The sequence below is a fragment of the Nocardioides sp. GY 10127 genome (genome assembly GCF_004919085.1).
Classification (GTDB): domain Bacteria; phylum Actinomycetota; class Actinomycetes; order Propionibacteriales; family Nocardioidaceae; genus Nocardioides.
This window is the reverse complement of record NZ_STGL01000002.1, coordinates 358,433-374,281: the sequence shown is the minus strand read 5'-3', so window position 1 is coordinate 374,281 and position 15,849 is coordinate 358,433. Positions and strand designations below refer to the sequence as shown.

At 74.3% G+C, this 15,849-nt stretch carries 11 protein-coding genes; 9 read left to right on the top strand and 2 right to left on the bottom strand.

The genetic code is table 11. The features are described 5' to 3' along the window. The 8 genes from E8D37_RS03370 (at position 1) to E8D37_RS03335 (ending at position 9,174) form a co-directional block, all read left to right on the top strand. Complete coding sequence (locus E8D37_RS03370; protein WP_136568336.1) at positions 1-3,009, top strand: bifunctional [glutamine synthetase] adenylyltransferase/[glutamine synthetase]-adenylyl-L-tyrosine phosphorylase; 3,009 nt, start codon at positions 1-3, stop codon at positions 3,007-3,009. Between the two features lie 62 nt (positions 3,010-3,071). Beyond that, the gene (locus E8D37_RS03365) at positions 3,072-4,238 is read left to right on the top strand and encodes a beta-eliminating lyase-related protein (RefSeq protein WP_136568335.1); all 1,167 of its coding nucleotides are present in this window, start codon (positions 3,072-3,074) and stop codon (positions 4,236-4,238) included. Between the two features lie 355 nt (positions 4,239-4,593). Beyond that, positions 4,594-5,298, top strand: coding sequence for a hypothetical protein (locus tag E8D37_RS03360; RefSeq protein WP_136568334.1), 705 nt, complete (start codon positions 4,594-4,596; stop codon positions 5,296-5,298). Further along, the gene (locus tag E8D37_RS03355; RefSeq protein ID WP_240770157.1) at positions 5,295-6,719 is read left to right on the top strand and encodes a ferric reductase-like transmembrane domain-containing protein; all 1,425 of its coding nucleotides are present in this window, start codon (positions 5,295-5,297) and stop codon (positions 6,717-6,719) included. The genes E8D37_RS03360 and E8D37_RS03355 overlap by 4 nt, the downstream gene beginning before the upstream one ends. A 4-nt stretch (positions 6,720-6,723) precedes the next feature. Further along, positions 6,724-7,302, top strand: a complete 579-nt coding sequence (locus tag E8D37_RS03350; RefSeq protein ID WP_136568333.1) for an FMN-binding protein — start codon at positions 6,724-6,726, stop codon at positions 7,300-7,302. Further along, a complete protein-coding gene (locus E8D37_RS03345; RefSeq protein WP_240770156.1) occupies positions 7,299-8,156 on the top strand; it encodes an FAD:protein FMN transferase in 858 nt (285 codons plus the stop codon). Before E8D37_RS03350 ends, E8D37_RS03345 begins: the two co-directional genes overlap by 4 nt. Before the next feature lie 200 nt (positions 8,157-8,356). Beyond that, complete coding sequence (locus tag E8D37_RS03340; RefSeq protein ID WP_136568332.1) at positions 8,357-8,752, top strand: pyridoxamine 5'-phosphate oxidase family protein; 396 nt, start codon at positions 8,357-8,359, stop codon at positions 8,750-8,752. A 5-nt stretch (positions 8,753-8,757) separates the two neighbouring features. Continuing rightward, complete coding sequence (locus E8D37_RS03335; protein ID WP_136568331.1) at positions 8,758-9,174, top strand: pyridoxamine 5'-phosphate oxidase family protein; 417 nt, start codon at positions 8,758-8,760, stop codon at positions 9,172-9,174. Between the two features lie 97 nt (positions 9,175-9,271). On the opposite strand, the gene ilvD is transcribed toward E8D37_RS03335, so the two are convergent. Further along, complete coding sequence (ilvD, locus tag E8D37_RS03330) at positions 9,272-11,122, bottom strand: dihydroxy-acid dehydratase (RefSeq protein ID WP_136568330.1); 1,851 nt, start codon at positions 11,120-11,122, stop codon at positions 9,272-9,274. A gap of 218 nt (positions 11,123-11,340) precedes the next feature. Between ilvD and E8D37_RS03325 the strand changes: the two genes are divergently transcribed. Further along, the gene (locus tag E8D37_RS03325; protein WP_136568329.1) at positions 11,341-11,610 is read left to right on the top strand and encodes a metal-sensitive transcriptional regulator; all 270 of its coding nucleotides are present in this window, start codon (positions 11,341-11,343) and stop codon (positions 11,608-11,610) included. Between the two features lie 167 nt (positions 11,611-11,777). Here the strand turns inward: E8D37_RS03325 and E8D37_RS19685 are convergent, their stop codons facing one another. Beyond that, a complete protein-coding gene (locus tag E8D37_RS19685; protein WP_168929592.1) occupies positions 11,778-15,626 on the bottom strand; it encodes an Ig-like domain-containing protein in 3,849 nt (1,282 codons plus the stop codon). Positions 15,627-15,849 lie beyond the last annotated feature (223 nt).

Genomic DNA, 15,849 nt, shown 5'->3' with positions numbered 1-15,849 from the left:
GTGCCCGCCCGTCCGCTCACGACGCGCTCCGCGCTGGCCCGCCACGGCTTCGTCGACCTCGACGCGGCCGAGGAGAGGCTCCACGGGCTCGGTGAGGCCGCGGAGACGGTGCTGTGGTTCCTGGCCCGCACCGCCGACCCCGACCTGGCCCTCGACGGCCTCCTGCGCCTGCTCGAGGCGCTGGACGCTGCGGCGCGCCCGGGGGACCGGGAGGCGCTGCTCACCTGCCTGGCCGAGGACGACGGCACGGCCATGCGGCTGCTGTCGGTGCTCGGCGCCAGCAAGGCCCTCACGGACCACCTGGTCCGGCACCCCGAGACGTGGCGGGACCTGGACGACCCCCTGCTCGGCAGCACCCGACCCCCGGCGTTCCACCTGCGCGCCGAGCTGCTGCGGTCGGTGGGTGCCGACCCGGCCGACGCCGCTCCCGTCGCCACCGTCCCCGACGCCCAGGCCATGGTGGCGATGCGGGTGGCCTACCGGCGGCTGCTGGTCCGGCTGACCGCCCGCGACCTCGCCCACCACATGGGCGTCGACGACGTGGCCGCCGAGCTCTCCGACCTCGCGGCCGGGACGCTCGAGGCCGGCCTCGCGGTGGCGCGGCAACGCGTGGGGGCGGCCGCGTCCGACGTCCGCCTCGCCGTCATCGCCATGGGCAAGTGCGGGGGACGCGAGCTCAACTACGTCTCCGACGTCGACGTCGTCTTCGCCCACGAGCCGGCCCACCCCGACGACCCGGACCTGGACCCCGAGCGCGTCCGGCGCACGGCGACGCAGCTCGCCTCCCACCTCATCCGGGTCTGCTCCGACCCCACGCGGGAGGGCGAGATCTGGGAGGTGGACGCGGCCCTGCGACCCGAGGGCAAGGCGGGCCCGCTCACCCGGACCCTCGACTCCCACCTCGGCTACTACCAGCGCTGGGCCAGCACCTGGGAGTTCCAGGCGCTGCTCAAGCGGCGCGCGGTCGCGGGCGATCTCGGGGTCGGCCGCCAGTGGTGCGCCATGCTGGAGGACCTCGTGTGGACCGCGGCGGAGCGCGAGGGCTTCGTCGTGCAGACCCAGGCCATGCGCCGCCGCGTCCTCGAGCACCTCCCGAGCAAGGACGCCGACCGCCAGCTCAAGCTCGGCGTCGGCGGGCTGCGCGACGTGGAGTTCGCGGTCCAGCTCCTCCAGCTGGTGCACGGGCGGGCCGACACCAGCATCCGCGGCACCGCCACGCTCTCGGCGCTCTTCCAGCTCGCCCGCGGCGGGTACCTGGGGCGGGAGGACGGTGAGGCGCTCAGCCGCGCCTACGAGTTCCTGCGGCGGCTCGAGCACCGCATCCAGCTCTACCGGCTGCGTCGGACCCACGTCGTCCCGGACGACGAGCCGACGCTGCGGCGCCTGGGCCGCTCGATGGGGCTGATGAAGGACTCCGCGGCCCAGCTCGAGGCGGAGTGGGGGCGGGTGCGGCTCGAGGTCAGCCGCCTGCACCAGAAGGTCTTCTACCGGCCGCTGCTGGCGGCCGTGGCCCGCATCCCCGGGCCCGACGCGCGCCTGACGCCGGAGGCGGCCCGCGACCGCCTGGCCGCGCTCGGCTACCGCGACCCGACCGCCGCGCTGCGGCACCTCGAGGCACTCACCCAGGGCGTCGGCCGGGCCGCCGCCATCCAGCGCACCCTGCTGCCCGCCATGCTCCAGTGGTTCGCCGACGGCGGGGACCCCGACGCGGGGCTCTTCGGCTTCCGCCGGATCAGCGAGGCGATGGGGCAGACCCCCTGGTACCTGGCCCTCCTGCGGGACGAGGGCGAGGTCGCCGAGCGCCTCGCCCACGTCCTGGCGACCTCGCGCTACGCCACCGCCCTGCTCGAGCACGAGCCGCAGGGCCTGCGCGTGCTGGCCGAGGACACTCTCGGCCCGCGGACGATGGAGCCGATGCTCGAGGAGATGCAGGCCAACGCGGACCGCCGCGAGGGGCCGGAGGCGGCGGTCCGGGCGCTGCGGGCCGTGCGCCGCCGCGAGCTCTTCCGGATCGCGTCGGGGGACCTGCTGGGGCTGTGCGACGTCGAGACGGTCGGCGCGGGGCTCTCTCGGCTCACCGACGCCACGCTCGAGGTCGCGCTCTCGGTGGTGCAGCGCTCCGTGCTGGCCGCCCGCGGCCTGTCCGAGCCGCCCACGCGGTTCGCCGTCATCGCCATGGGCCGCTACGGCGGGTTCGAGCTCTCCTATGGCAGCGACGCCGACGTCCTCTTCGTCCACGACCCGTACCCCGGAGCCGAGCCGGAGGTCGCGGGCGCCTACGCCCAGGCGCTGGCGCACGAGCTGCGCCGGCTGCTCGCGCTCCCCGGTGGGGACCCGCCGCTGGTCGTCGACGCCGACCTGCGGCCCGAGGGGCGCAGCGGCCCGCTGGTGCGCACCCTCGACTCGTACGCGGCCTACTACGCGCGCTGGTCCCTGGTCTGGGAGGCGCAGGCGCTGCTGCGCGCCGACGCCGTCGTCGGCGACGCCGACCTGCGGGAGCGCTTCACCGCGCTCATCGACCCCCTGCGTTTCCCCGAGGGCGGCCTCACCGAGGACGACGTGCTCGAGGTGCGGCGGATCAAGGGCCGCGTGGACCGCGAGCGGCTGCCGCGGGGCGCGGACCCGGCCACCCACCTCAAGCTGGGGCGCGGGGGCCTCGCGGACGTCGAGTGGACCGTGCAGCTGCTCCAGATGCGCCACGGCCACGAGGTGCCGGGCCTGCGTCGCAGCCGCACCCTGCCGGCGCTGCGGGCGGCGGCCGAGGCGGGCCTCGTCAGCGCGAACGACGCCGAGGTGCTCGCCGAGACCTGGCGCTGGGTGAGCCGCGTGCGCAACGCGGTGACGCTGGTGCGGGGCACGCCGAGCGACCAGATCCCCCGCGAGGCGCAGGAGCGCTCGGGCGTGGCCGCCCTGCTGGGGCTCTCGGCGTCCGAGGACCTGGTGGAGGAGCACCTGCGCCGCACCCGCACCGCCCGCGCCGTCGTCGACCGGGTGTTCTGGGAGGACTGACCAGAAGGGCGCCCGCAGCGACGCCTCGCGCGGGCGAGCGCCCCGGGTGCTTGACTGCCGTCATGGACGACGAGGCGGACGGCCAGGAGACCACGAGCGGAGCGGTCGCCGTGCCGGCGGTGGAGTCGGCGGTGGAGTCGGCGGTGGAGTCGGCGGTGGAGTCGGCCATGGCCGGCGCCGCGGTGGTGGGCGGACGCCGGCGCGTGGCCCCGTCCGCCCACCTGGCCGCGCTGGCCACGGCCTGCGAGGAGCTGGGCGTCGACGAGTGGGACGTCTACGGGCGCGGGGGCGCCGTCGCCCGGCTCGAGGAGGAGCTCGCCGCGCTGCTCGGCACCGAGGCCGCCGTCCTCGTGCCCTCGGGGACCATGGCCCAGCAGGCCGTGCTGCGCGCCTGGTGCGACCGGTCCGGCTCGCGCCGGGTGGCGCTGCCGGACCTCTCCCACCTCGTCGTCCACGAGGACGACGCGGTGCGGGTGGTGCAGGGCCTCCAGGTGGAGCACCTCACGACGGGACGTCGCACCGCCGTGGCCGCGGACCTGCGGGGCCTGCACGATCCCGCCTCGCTCGGTGCTGCCCTGGTGGAGCTGCCCCTGCGCGACGCCGGCTGCCTGCTGCCCTCGTGGGAGGACCTGGTCGCCCTGTCCGAGGCGGCGCGCGAGCTCGGCGTCCCGCTGCACGGGGACGGGGCGCGGCTCTGGGAGAGCCTCCCGGCGCTGGGCCGACCGGCGCAGGACGTGGTCGGGCTGCTGGACTCGGTGTACGTCTCGTTCTACAAGGGCCTGGGCGCGAGCTCGGGCGCGGCGGTGGCCTGCAGCGAGGAGCTCGCCGAGGACGTGCGGCTGTGGCGGCACCGGCTCGGTGGCACGCTCTACCGGCTCACGCCCGTCGCCCTGGAGGCCCTCGTGGGGCTGCGCGACCGGATGCCGCTCGTGCCGCGGATGGTGGAGTGGGCCCGTGCCGTGGGCGACGGGCTCGAGGCGCGGGGGCTGCGGGTCCGGCCCGCCCCGGTCCAGACGACGACCTTCCAGGTGTTCGCCGACCACCCGCTGGCCGCGGCGCGTGCCGGGTGGGCGGAGGTGACGGCACGGGAGGGGGTGGCCCTGGCCTGGCCGTGGGGTCCCGCGGACGTACCGGGGCACGTCGTCACCGAGGTGACCGCGGGGGAGGGCGTCCTCGACCTCGCCCCGGACACCGCGGCCGGCTGGCTCGCGGAGACCGTCGGTCGCTGACGGGTCGTCCTCCTGGCCGGTGCGAGGGCCGGGGCGGCTGAGGGTTGGAGGGGTGGACGGGTGTGCCGTGCCTCTCACCGGGCCGTCGGAAGCCGTCCGGCACCGCGGCGAAACATTCCCGACACACGCCCCGTCTAGGTTTCCGGACGTCTGCAGCCGGGCCCCCGCTCGGCCGGACCGTCTTGTCGCGCGTCCTCGCGCACGGACCGCGCTCGCCGGCCAGGTCACGATCAGTGACCTGGCCGTTATCGTTTCGAGACCTTCGTGATCGTTCTGTGACTCTGCACCGATCCGCCACCAGAAGCACACAGGTTCGGCACAGGAGGTCGAGCGACCGTGCTCAGGCGAGACCAAGATGCTGACGACGTCCCCGAAGAAGGAGCACGCCGTGAACGACAAGTACGACCCCGACGAGACCGCGCCCCTGTCCAGCGGTTCCCGCTGGGAGCCGTCCTCGGCCCCCGCCGCCCCCGGGCAGCCCGCCGAGCCCGCCGGTGCCGCCGCCGAGCCGGCGGTCGACGCCCCGGTCAGCGAGCCCGACCAGCCGGTCGCCGACGTCCGCCCGCCCCAGGAGCCCGCACAGCCCGCCCAGCCGGTGCAGCCCGTGACCTGGTCCGGCCCCGTGGTCGGCGCAGGGAGTGAGGGGGGCGCTGCCGCCTACGCCGCCAGCCCGGGCACCTACGCCGAGGCCCCCCAGGGCTCCGAGGGGCCCGCCGCGGCCCGCGGCGTCCGCGGCCGCCTCGGCGCCGCCCGCGCCCGCCTCGGCTCCGGCTGGGCCTCCCGCTCGCGCGGCACCCGCCGCGCCGCGCTCGCCGGTGGCGCCGTCGCCGTCGTGCTGGTCAGCGGTGGCGTCGGGTTCGCGATCGGGCACGTGACGGCGGAGGACGGCGTCACCCCGACGTCCGGCTTCGACCAGCGCCCGACGGGCGACTACGGCAAGCCGGACTTCGACCACGGTGACGGCAGCTTCCCCGGTGGCGACTCGGGCACCATGCCCGACGCTCCCGGCTCGGACGGCTCCACCTCCGACGGCTCCACGACCGACGGGTCGGACACGTGAGCCTCGCCCCCGCCGTGCGGCGCGTCCAGCCCGACATCCTCCCCACCCACGTGCCCGGCAGCCGCGCCCGCTTCGACGAGGCGGTGCGGCTGGTCGGCATGGCCGCCCTGTGGCTCAGCCTGCTGCTCGTCACCTACTGGTGGGTCGCCGGCGGGGGCCTCTCCGAGCTGACGGACGCCGAGCAGGCGCTCACCTCGCTCGGCCGGGAGACCGGTCTGGTGGCGAGCGTCCTGCTCCTCGCCCAGGTCGTCCTCATGGCTCGTGTGCCGTGGCTGGAGCAGGCCTACGGCCAGGACCGCCTGGCCCGCATCCACCGCGTCGTCGGGTTCACCTCGTTCAACCTGATGATCGCCCACGTCGTCCTGATCACCTGGGGCTACGCGGCCGCCGACCTGCTCGCCACGCCCGGCATGTTCTGGTACCTCACCACGGACTACCCGGGCATCCTGCTGGCCGACGCAGGCACGCTGGCGCTGATCCTCGTCGTGGTGACGAGCATGAAGTTCGCCCGCCGGCGCACCCGCTACGAGACCTGGCACCTGCTGCACCTCTACGCCTACCTGGGCGCGGGCCTCGCGCTGCCGCACCAGCTGTGGACCGGTCAGGAGCTCCTGGCCTCGACCGCCCGCACCGTCTTCTGGTGGGGCTGGTGGATCGCCGGCGCCGCCGCGGTGCTCATCTGGCGCGTGGCCCTGCCCCTGTACCGGACGCTGCGCCACCGCATGGTGGTCACCTCGGTCGTGCGCGAGCCCGCGGGCCCGGGGGAGTGGCTCGTCTCGGTCTACCTCGCGGGACGCCACATGGACCGGATGCCCGTGCAGGCGGGCCAGTTCTTCTCCCTGCGCTTCCTGTCGGGCAAGGGCTGGTCCCGCGCCCACCCCTACTCGCTCTCCGCCGCCCCCGACGGCCACAGCCTGCGGTTCACCGTCAAGGTCGAGGGTGACGGTGGCCGGGCCATCGCTGCCCTGCGCCCCGGTACCAAGGTGTTGATCGAGGGCCCGTACGGCCGGCTCTCGGCGCGACCGCGCACGCAGCGCAAGGTCCTGCTCATGGGGGCCGGCGTGGGCATCACCCCGCTGCGGGCCCTCGCCGAGGGCCTGGCCTACGCCCCGGGCGAGGCGATCCTGGTGCAGCGCTGCACCCAGGCGCCCCTGTTCGCCCGCGAGCTCGAGGTGCTCTCCGCCGAGCGCGGCCTCCAGGTCCTCACGCTCACCGGCCGTCGCCGCGGCGACGACTCCTGGCTCCCCGCCGGTGTCGGCGCGGTGGACGACGTGAGCGCCCTCCTCGCCTGGGTGCCCGACCTGCCCGAGCGAGACCTGTACCTCTGCGGCCCCGACGCCTGGGTGGGCCGCGTCCGGGAGGTGGCCCTGCAGGCCGGCCTCCCGGAGTCCCAGATCCATCTCGAGACCTTCCGGTGGTGACACGATGCGCCGCATCGTCCTGACGTTCCTGTCCACGCTGACCGTGGTGGTGCTGCTGTTCGGCTACCACACCTCCACGGCCGGCTCCCTCACCGCGACCTCCGGCGACAGCGCCGTGATCAGCGGCTCCGACTCCTCCTCCGACGACCAGGCGTCCGGCGCCCCGCCGTCGAGCGACTCCAGCAGCGACTCCAGCAGCGACTCCAGCAGCGACGGGTCGAGCGCGAGCGCCGAGCCCAGCGACGGCTCCAGCTCCAGCTCGGACTCGGGTTCGAGCTCGGGCTCCAGCTCGGGCTCGTCGGCGGCCGACGGCACGTACACCGGCACCGCCGCCTCCACCGAGTGGGGCGACGTGCAGGTCGCGATCACCGTCTCCGACGGCCAGATCACGGACGTCGAGGTGCCGGTCTACCCGACCGAGAACCCCAAGGACCAGCAGATCAACGCCTACGCGCTGCCGATCCTCATCGACGAGACGATCGACGCGCAGAGCGCCGACATCGACATGGTCTCCGGTGCGACGGTGACGTCGAACGGCTACCTGACCTCGCTCCAGTCCGCGCTCGACCAGGCGGGCCTGTGAGCAGCTGGGGGCCGACGGCCCCGGCCCAGCCCCAGCAGCCGCAGCAGCCCCAGCAGCCGCCCGCGTTCCAGGTGCAGCAGGCCCAGCAGCCGGCCCCGCAGCACGCCCCGGCGACGCCGCCGACGTGGCGGGCCGCGGAGCAGGTCATGGGCATGCCGATCTCCCTCGCCCTGCGTGGCCGGGAGGCGGGGACGCACGCCGGCCAGCAGGCCTGGCACGAGGCCCTCGCCGAGCTGCGCTGGGTCGACCAGGTGTTCTCCACCTGGAAGCCGGAGTCCTGGATCAGCCGGCTGGACCGGCGCGAGGTGCGGGTGGAGGACTGCCCGCCCGAGGTCGCCGACGTGCTGGAGCTCGGCGAGCGCGCCCGGGTCTCGACCGAGGGCCGGTTCAACATCCACCTCGGCGGCCGGCTCGACCCCAGCGGGGTCGTCAAGGGCTGGGCCGTCGAGCGGGCCGTCCGTCCGCTCCTGGCCCTCGAGGACACCGACGTGTGCCTCTCGGCCGGTGGCGACATGGTGTGCCGCGTGCGTGACCCGCACCGTCCGGGCTGGCGCGTCGGCATCGAGGACCCGGCCGACCCCACGCGGGTCAAGGCCGTGATCACCCTGCGCGACGGGGCGCTCGCCACGTCCGGGCTCTCCCGGCGCGGTGCGCACCTGGTCGACCCGCGCACCGGTCTCGTGCCCGGCTCCCTGGGGTCCGTGACCGTGATCGCCGAGTCGCTCACCTGGGCCGACATCGACGCCACGGCGGGCTTCGTCGCGGACGCGCAGGCGCCGACGTGGCTCGCGCAGCGTGCCCGTAAGGGCATCGTCGTGTGGCGTGACGGGACCGTGGAGCCGTACGGGCTCTGAGCCCCGAGAGCTCCTCGGGCCGACCGGAGGTCCCGTCGCCCGCAAGGCGACGGGACCTTCGTCATTGCAGGTCAGAGCATCGGTCCCGAGTCCCGCCACAGTCCGGACACGGCTTCGGCGAGCGCCGCGACGGGGGCAGGATCGAGGCGTGCCGTCGAGGTGACGGCGGGCCGAGGGCCCCGAGCGACGAAGGGTTGACGATGAGCGAGAACCGGACCGCACTGCAGATCGAGGTCGAGGAGTGCTGGGACCTGCTGGCGTCGGCGACCGTCGCGCGGCTCGGCTGGAACGCGCCCGACGGGCCGGTGATCCTCCCGGTGAACATCGCGGTGGAGGGCCGCACCGTCACGCTGCGCACCTCCTCGGCCTCCGCCATGACCCGGCAGGTCGACGACAGCCCGGTGGCGCTCGAGGTCGACGACGTCGACGGCGAGACTCGGACGGGCTGGTCCGTCCTGGTCCGCGGCGTGGCGAGCACGACCTTCGAGGGCGTGGACGCCGGCTCGTCGGCGGAGCCGTGGCTCGACGGTGCCAAGCCGGTGACGATCACCATCCGCCCGCGCGAGGTGACCGGCCGCCGCGTCGTCGAGGCGTGAGCGGGATGGCCGCGCGCGAGCGTGCGCTGGTCGAGCTCGCCACCGACGCCTGCTGGGGCCTGCTCCAGGGCTCGCGGGTCGGCCTCCTGGCCTGGACCGCGCCGGACGGGCCCACCGTGCGGCCGGTGAACCTCGCGGTGGCGGGGCGCACGATCACGTTCCGCACGGCGGCGGGCTCGGCGATGACCCAGCAGGTCGACGACAGCCTCGTCGCCCTCCAGGTGGGTGCCACCGACGGTGTCGAGCGGACGGGCTGGAGCGTCCTCGTCCGCGGCACGGCGTCCGTGTCGTTCTCCTCGGAGGAGGCCTCCCCGGCCGAGCCCTGGCTGCGCGGCGCCCGGCCGGTCACGGTGACGGTGCACGCGCGCGAGGTCACGGGCAGGGTGCTCGTCGACGACGAGGGCCAGATCCCGCACGGCTGAGCCCCGCACCGCCGCGCGGCGGGCAGCGGGGACGCGAACGGGCCGGCAGCGAGAGGCTGCCGGCCCGTTCGTGCGTGCGCGTGACGCGCGGGGTCGATCAGAGCGGGACGTTGCGGTACGCGCCGTCCGAGGCCGCGGTGGCCATGGAGGCGTAGGCGCGCAGCGCGGCGGAGACGTGCCGCTGCCGGTCCACGGGGGTGTAGGGACGGTCGCGCTTCTCCTGCGCGATGCGCCGCTCGTCCAGCACCGCGTCGTCGACGGCGAGGTTGATCGACCGCTCGGGGATGTTGATCTCGATCGGGTCGCCGGTCTCGACGAGCGCGATGAGGCCGCCGCCGGCCGCCTCGGGGGAGACGTGGCCGATGGAGAGGCCGCTGGTGCCGCCCGAGAAGCGGCCGTCGGTGATCAGCGCGCACTTCTGCCCGAGCCCGCGGCCCTTGAGGAACGAGGTCGGGTAGAGCATCTCCTGCATGCCGGGGCCGCCCTTGGGGCCCTCGTAGCGGATGACGACGACGTCGCCCTCCACGACCTCCTTGGCGAGGATGCCCTGCACGGCGTCGTCCTGGGACTCGTAGACCCGGGCCGTGCCGTGGAAGACCAGGCAGTTGTCGGGGACGCCGGCGGTCTTGACGACGCAGCCGTCCACGGCGAGGTTCCCGTGCAGGATCGCGAGGCCGCCGTCGGCGGTGTAGGCGTGCTCCAGGTCGCGGATGCAGCCCTCAGCCGCGTCGGTGTCCAGCGTCGCCCAGACGTTCTCGGTCGAGAACGCCTCGGTGGTGCGGACGCCGCCGGGCGCCGCGTGGAACAGCGCCAGCGCCTTCTCGGAGGCCTTGCCGCCGCGGACGTCCCACTCGTCCAGCCACGACTGGAGGTCGGGGGAGTGCACCGAGCGGACGTCGGTGTGCAGCGCGCCGCCGCGGTTCAGCTCGCCGAGGAGCGCGGGGATGCCACCGGCGCGGTGGACGTCCTCCATGTGGTACTTCGGGCTGTTCGGCGCGACCTTGGCCAGGCACGGGACGCGGCGGGAGACGGCGTCGATGTCGGCGACGTTGAAGTCCAGCTCCGCCTCGCGGGCGGCGGCCAGCAGGTGCAGCACCGTGTTGGTGGAGCCGCCCATCGCGACGTCCAGGGCGACGGCGTTCTCGAAGGCAGGGCGCGTGGCGATCGCCCGCGGCAGGACGCTGTCGTCCTCGTCCTCGTAGTAGCTCTTCGCGAGGTCGACGATGAGCCTGCCGGCCTCGAGGAACAGGTCGCGGCGGGCCGCGTGCGTGGCCAGCGTGGAGCCGTTGCCCGGCAGGCTGAGGCCGATCGCCTCGGTGAGGCAGTTCATCGAGTTCGCGGTGAACATGCCGGAGCAGGAGCCGCAGGTGGGGCAGGCCGACCGCTCGATGGTGGAGAGCGTCGCGTCGTCGACGGAGTCGTTCGCCGAGGCGACCATCGCGTCGATGAGGTCGAGCTTCTCGTGGACGACGCCCTCGATGGCGGTGGTCTTGCCGGCCTCCATCGGGCCGCCGGAGACGAAGACGGTCGGGATGTTGAGGCGCAGCGCGGCCAGCAGCATGCCCGGGGTGATCTTGTCGCAGTTGGAGATGCAGACCAGGGCGTCGGCGCAGTGCGCCTCGACCATGTACTCCACGGCGTCCGCGATGAGCTCGCGGCTGGGGAGGCTGTAGAGCATGCCCCCGTGGCCCATGGCGATGCCGTCGTCCACCGCGATGGTGTTGAACTCCTTGGCGTTCGCGCCGGCGGCCTTCACCGAGTCGGCGACGAGCTTGCCCATGTCCCGCAGGTGCACGTGACCGGGCACGAACTCCGTGAAGGAGTTGGCAATGGCCACGATGGGCTTGCCGAAGTCGTCGTCGGTCATGCCGGTCGCGCGCCAGAGGGCGCGGGCGCCGGCCATGTTCCGGCCCTGGGTGGACGTCGCGGAGCGCAGGGGTCGAGCCATGCCTCCCAGTCTCCGCCCCCGAGTCAAGTACGCCCAGCCCGGGTCGCATGTCGGACACGTGTGGTGGTGCCGGTCACGTGCCCGTGAGGAAAGCGTGTGGACCTCCGCCACGGTTGCGCGGGAGGCGCAGACTGGGTCCGGTCGGGGGGATAGGTTTCTCGGGACGGCTCCTTCCGTCGCCCACACCTGCGTCCCCCCCACATCGAGCAGAGGTAACCATGCAGCTGGACCCCGCCGAGGTCGTTCCGGTCCTCAACCGCGTCAAGCGTGCCCACGGCCACCTGGCGAAGGTGATCAGCATGCTGGAGGAGGGCCGCGACTGCGAGGACGTCGTGACCCAGTACGCCGCCGTCCTCAAGGCGCTGGAGCGGGCCGGCTTCGCGCTCGTCGCCACCGGCATGCGGCAGTGCATGAAGGCGGAGGCGGACGGGCTGGAGCCGGAGATGGACGCCGCCAAGATGGAGAAGCTCTTCCTCTCGCTCACCTGAGCGAGGACCCGAGCACCCGACCCCCCCCAGGCACCCGGAGCAGGCCCGGGACGCGGACGGCCCCGCCGCACGAGCGGCCGGTCACGAGCGTCCCGTCCCGGCGCTCGTGACCGACCCCTGGCGCGGCGGGGCCGTCGGTGCTCCCGGGTCAGCCCGGGAGCCGCTGCTCACCTCAGCCGCAGCACGACCTTCGTGGTCGCGGAGCAGGTCCCGCCGTCGTCGCAGGCGCGGTAGGTGAAGGACGTGCGCCGCCCGGTGCGCCCGGCCGGGACCCGGATCACGAGGCCACCGTTGCTGCGCAGCGTCACCGAGCCCACCGAGGGTCGGCGCACGAGGCGCGCCGTCATGGCCTGCCCGTCCACCTCGTCGTCGTTGCGCAGGACGCCGGGCGAGGCCACACGCCGGACCGTCGCCGAGGCCCGCACCCGGTAGGTGTCGGCCTTCGTGACGGGTGCGTCGTCGACGCACGCCACCTCGAGCGTGACCCGGGCGTTGCGCGCGTCGTCGGCGCGGTAGCGGAACGTGTCCGTGCCGCACCAGTCCGCGTCGGGTCGGTAGCGGAAGGTGCCGTCACCGTCCAGCGTGAGCGTCCCGTGCGCCGGGCTGCTGTAGACCGCCGCGGAGGTCGCGCCGGTGTCGTTGGCGAGCACCGAGCGGGCGGGGTGGAGCAGCGTGTCCTCGGTCCCCTCGTAGGTGTCGTCCTCGGTGACGGGGACGACGCTGACCCGCGTCCTCGCCGTGGCGCTGCCCTTCTCGCTGGTGCCGGTCAGCCGGACGGTGTAGTCGCCCGCGGTGTCCCAGGTGTGCGTGACGTCGCCGTTCGGCTGGTCGAGCAGCGTCGTCCCGTCGCCGAAGGACCAGTCGTAGGTGGTGGCGCCGAGCGAGTCGGTCGAGGTGTTGTGCAGGGTCACCTCGGTGCCGGCGTCGACGACGGTGTCGTCGGTGTCGAGGGACACCACCGGGGGCCCGTCCGTGCGGAAGTACTTCGTGGACGACACGGGGACGGTGTTGCCGAAGACGTCCGTGCCCGTGACGGTCCAGTGGTAGCGCGTTCCCGGGTCGAGCCCGGTCACGTCCGCCGTCCAGGTGGGGGAGTCGTCGGTCGGGTCGGCGCTGTCCTGGGCGGCCCGGTAGGCGTCCAGGTCCGTCCAGCCGTCGGTGGTGCCCTCGGCGACGACCTCCTCGTCGTTGTCCAGGACCTGCCACTGCCAGTCCTGGGTGACGCCCTGGGACTGGGTCCACGACAGCGTCACGTCGTCGGCGTCCACGACGGTGCCGGCCACCGGCGCGCCGGGGGTCGCGGCGACGGCGTCGTCGATGCCGCCGCCCCCGTCGTAGTCGTGGACGAGCCACCCGAGCACCCAGGTGGTCACCGGCGTGCCGCTGACCTGCACGGTCTTCTGGCACATGACGGCCTGGTAGCTGAAGGTCTGGGCCAGGGTGTCGGCGGTGCGGTGCGCGAAGTTGGGCACCTCCCCGCCCACCTCGTTGCTGGTGGACATCTCCTGGCTGAGGCTCTCGCCCCACGAGGCGCCGCCGGTGAGGCCGACGGTCGCGTAGCCGGCCTTCGCCGTGACGCTCACGTCGACGGAGTTGGTGACCGAGCGGCTGTGGGCCTCGGCGGTGGTGATCGCGAGGGAGGACCCGTCGGAGGTGGCTCCGAAGGCGACGACCTGTTCGGAGCCGAGCAGGATGTCGGGGCCGTCGGGGAGGAGGTCGGCGCTCCAGTCGGAGGCGGACTGCGGCAGGAGGCTGCCCGTCCACAGGTCGATGTCGCGGTCCGCGGCCGAGGCCCCGGACTCCAGGGTCCCGTCGCAGTACTCGTTCACCTCCGCCTCGGAGGTGAAGTAGGTGCCGGGGTCCCCGATCGTCTCGGGGAAGACCTGGGCCGCGGCCTTGCCCCAGGCGCCGGTCGGGCCCCAGGTGGCGTCCGCGGCCGCCATGTCGGCCAGGTGCATGACCCCCGTGGCCATCGAGGAGCCCATCGGGACGTTGTAGGTCACGTCGTCGCCCAGGGCCAGCCCGGTGCTCGAGGCGTCCACCGTGCCCGTGTACTGCTTGTACTTCATGGTCCGGTACACGACGGTGTCGTCGGTGCCGTCGCCGGTCAGCGTCGTCCCCGTCGTGATGCTCTTGCTCACCGAGGTCTCCTCGCCCACGGCCTCGCCGACGGCGACCTCGACACCGGCGCCGACGGTGCCCGTCGGGTCCTCGAAGTCCACCCCGACGGACGCCCCGACGTGGACCTCGTCGGAGTAGGCGTCCGTGTCGGTCGTGTCCGTCTCGGTCGCGAAGTAGCTCGAGGCGTCCTCGGCCTGACCCGTGCCGGCGACCGTCGGCGGAGCCTGCAGGTACGCGACGGGGAGGGCCGGCACGCTCACGACGTGGCTGTAGCTCCCGTCGCTCAGCGTGACGGACACGTCCGTGGGCGGGAGGGCCGCCGCGTCGGCCGGGTGGGCGGTGTGGCGTCCGTCGGTGAGGAGCGCCTGGTCCCAGGCGACGACCTGGGTGCTGCCCGTGGAGGCGAGCTTCCAGCTGCCGACGTAGAGCCGGGGCTGCCACGAGCCGTCCGCGTCGGCGGTCACCGCCTCGGAGTAGGTGACCCGCGTGGTCGTCGCGCCGATCTCGTGGGCGCTCGCGGAGCAGACGGACGACGCGGTGGCGCCGTGGGCGTAGCCGGTCTGGTAGCCGACCCCGGCCTTCTGGCTCTGCAGCCACAGGCAGGGCATCTCGGTGCTGACCTGGACGCCCTGGACGTCGGTGCCGGCCGCCGTCACCGACTGCGTCCACCCGCGGGTGCGGGCCGCCTTGCCCGAGACCACCGACTGCCCGACGTCGAGGGTGCCGGCCGCCTTGCTGAAGGCCGCGCAGGAGACCACCCCCGCCATCTCGGCGGAGTCCGAGGGCGCCAGGTCGACGACGTCCACCGAGACCGCGGGCGTGCCGCTGCCCTGGCAGCTGGCGTCGAGGTCGGGGTACTGCGCCGCCGTGTCGGCCTCGGCCACCTTCACGTAGTTGGTGCCGCCGCCGCCCCGGGCGCCGACCACGAGCGTCTCCCCGTAGACCCCGAGGCGGTCGTAGGACAGGGACGCCCCGGACCAGCCCGCGGAGGACGAGGCGCTGTCGGAGGCCGCAGTCCAGGTGGTGCTCGCGGGCCCGGCGAACGACACGTGGCTCCAGGTGAGGGACGTGCCGCTCCAGGAGGCCCGCTCGCGCTCGACCAGCAGCGACTCGGCGTCCCCGAGCGCCACGACGAAGTCCATCGGGGTCGTGAGGTAGGTGGCGGTGTCGCTGTCGGCGGGGTAGTCGGCGAAGGAACGGTGGTAGGCGGCGAGGAGGGACGTGGAGGAGTCCGGCGTGTAGCTCCCGTTGGTCGGCGTCCAGAAGCCCGTCCTGCTGACGGCGACGGCCTGCACGTGGTCGGAGTAGCGCAGCAGCACCAGCGGGTCGTGGCTGCCGTCGCTCGCGTCGAGCCCGGTGAGGCCGGAGGCCGCGGTGCCGACGAAGCTGAGCGTGCTGACCACCGGGAAGCCCGCGGACTCCGGCCCGCGCAGCACCAGCCGCTTCGCGGACTGGTCGTAGGTCACCGCGTAGGTCTCGGCGCCGGTCGGGGCGAGGCGGGTCCCGTCGGTGGCCGTGCGCGCCCGCGTGACGACCACCGTCCAGAGCCCGTCGGCGGTGCCGTCCACGGCGGAGACGGTCGTCCCGGCGTCCTCGCCGTAGTCCTGGCTGCTCGTCCAGCGGTCCGTGTCCGAGGTGGCGTCGGTGAAGGTCTCACCGGTGGCGAGCCCGAAGTCCTCGGTGAGGACGCCCTCCTCCTTCATCGAGGTGTAGGCCAGGCCGCTGTCGGCGGTGACCAGCGAGGCCGCGTAGGAGGGCACGGTGATCACCGAGCCCGACTCGTCGGTCGCGGCGAGGCCCGGGTCCGGCGCGACGAGGACGGGGACCAGCAGCCCCGCGGCAGTGGCGGCCGCCAGCAGGAGGCGCGCGCGGGCGGGGCGGGACAGGACGGGCATGTGCACCTCGAGGAGCGGGAGGACCGAGACAGTCCGTCGGACGGACGCTGGATTCTCACGACTTCTGGGGATGCGACGCAGGGCAATTCTCAGGTGTCGGGGCGGTACCCGTGCGTGGGGGACGAGAACCCGTGCGTGGTCGTCCCCCGGCCCGTGCAGGGCGGAGCCGGACCCCGTGTGCGAGCCGCTCGCACCCCGTAGGCGCGGCGTCGCCGGGACGCAC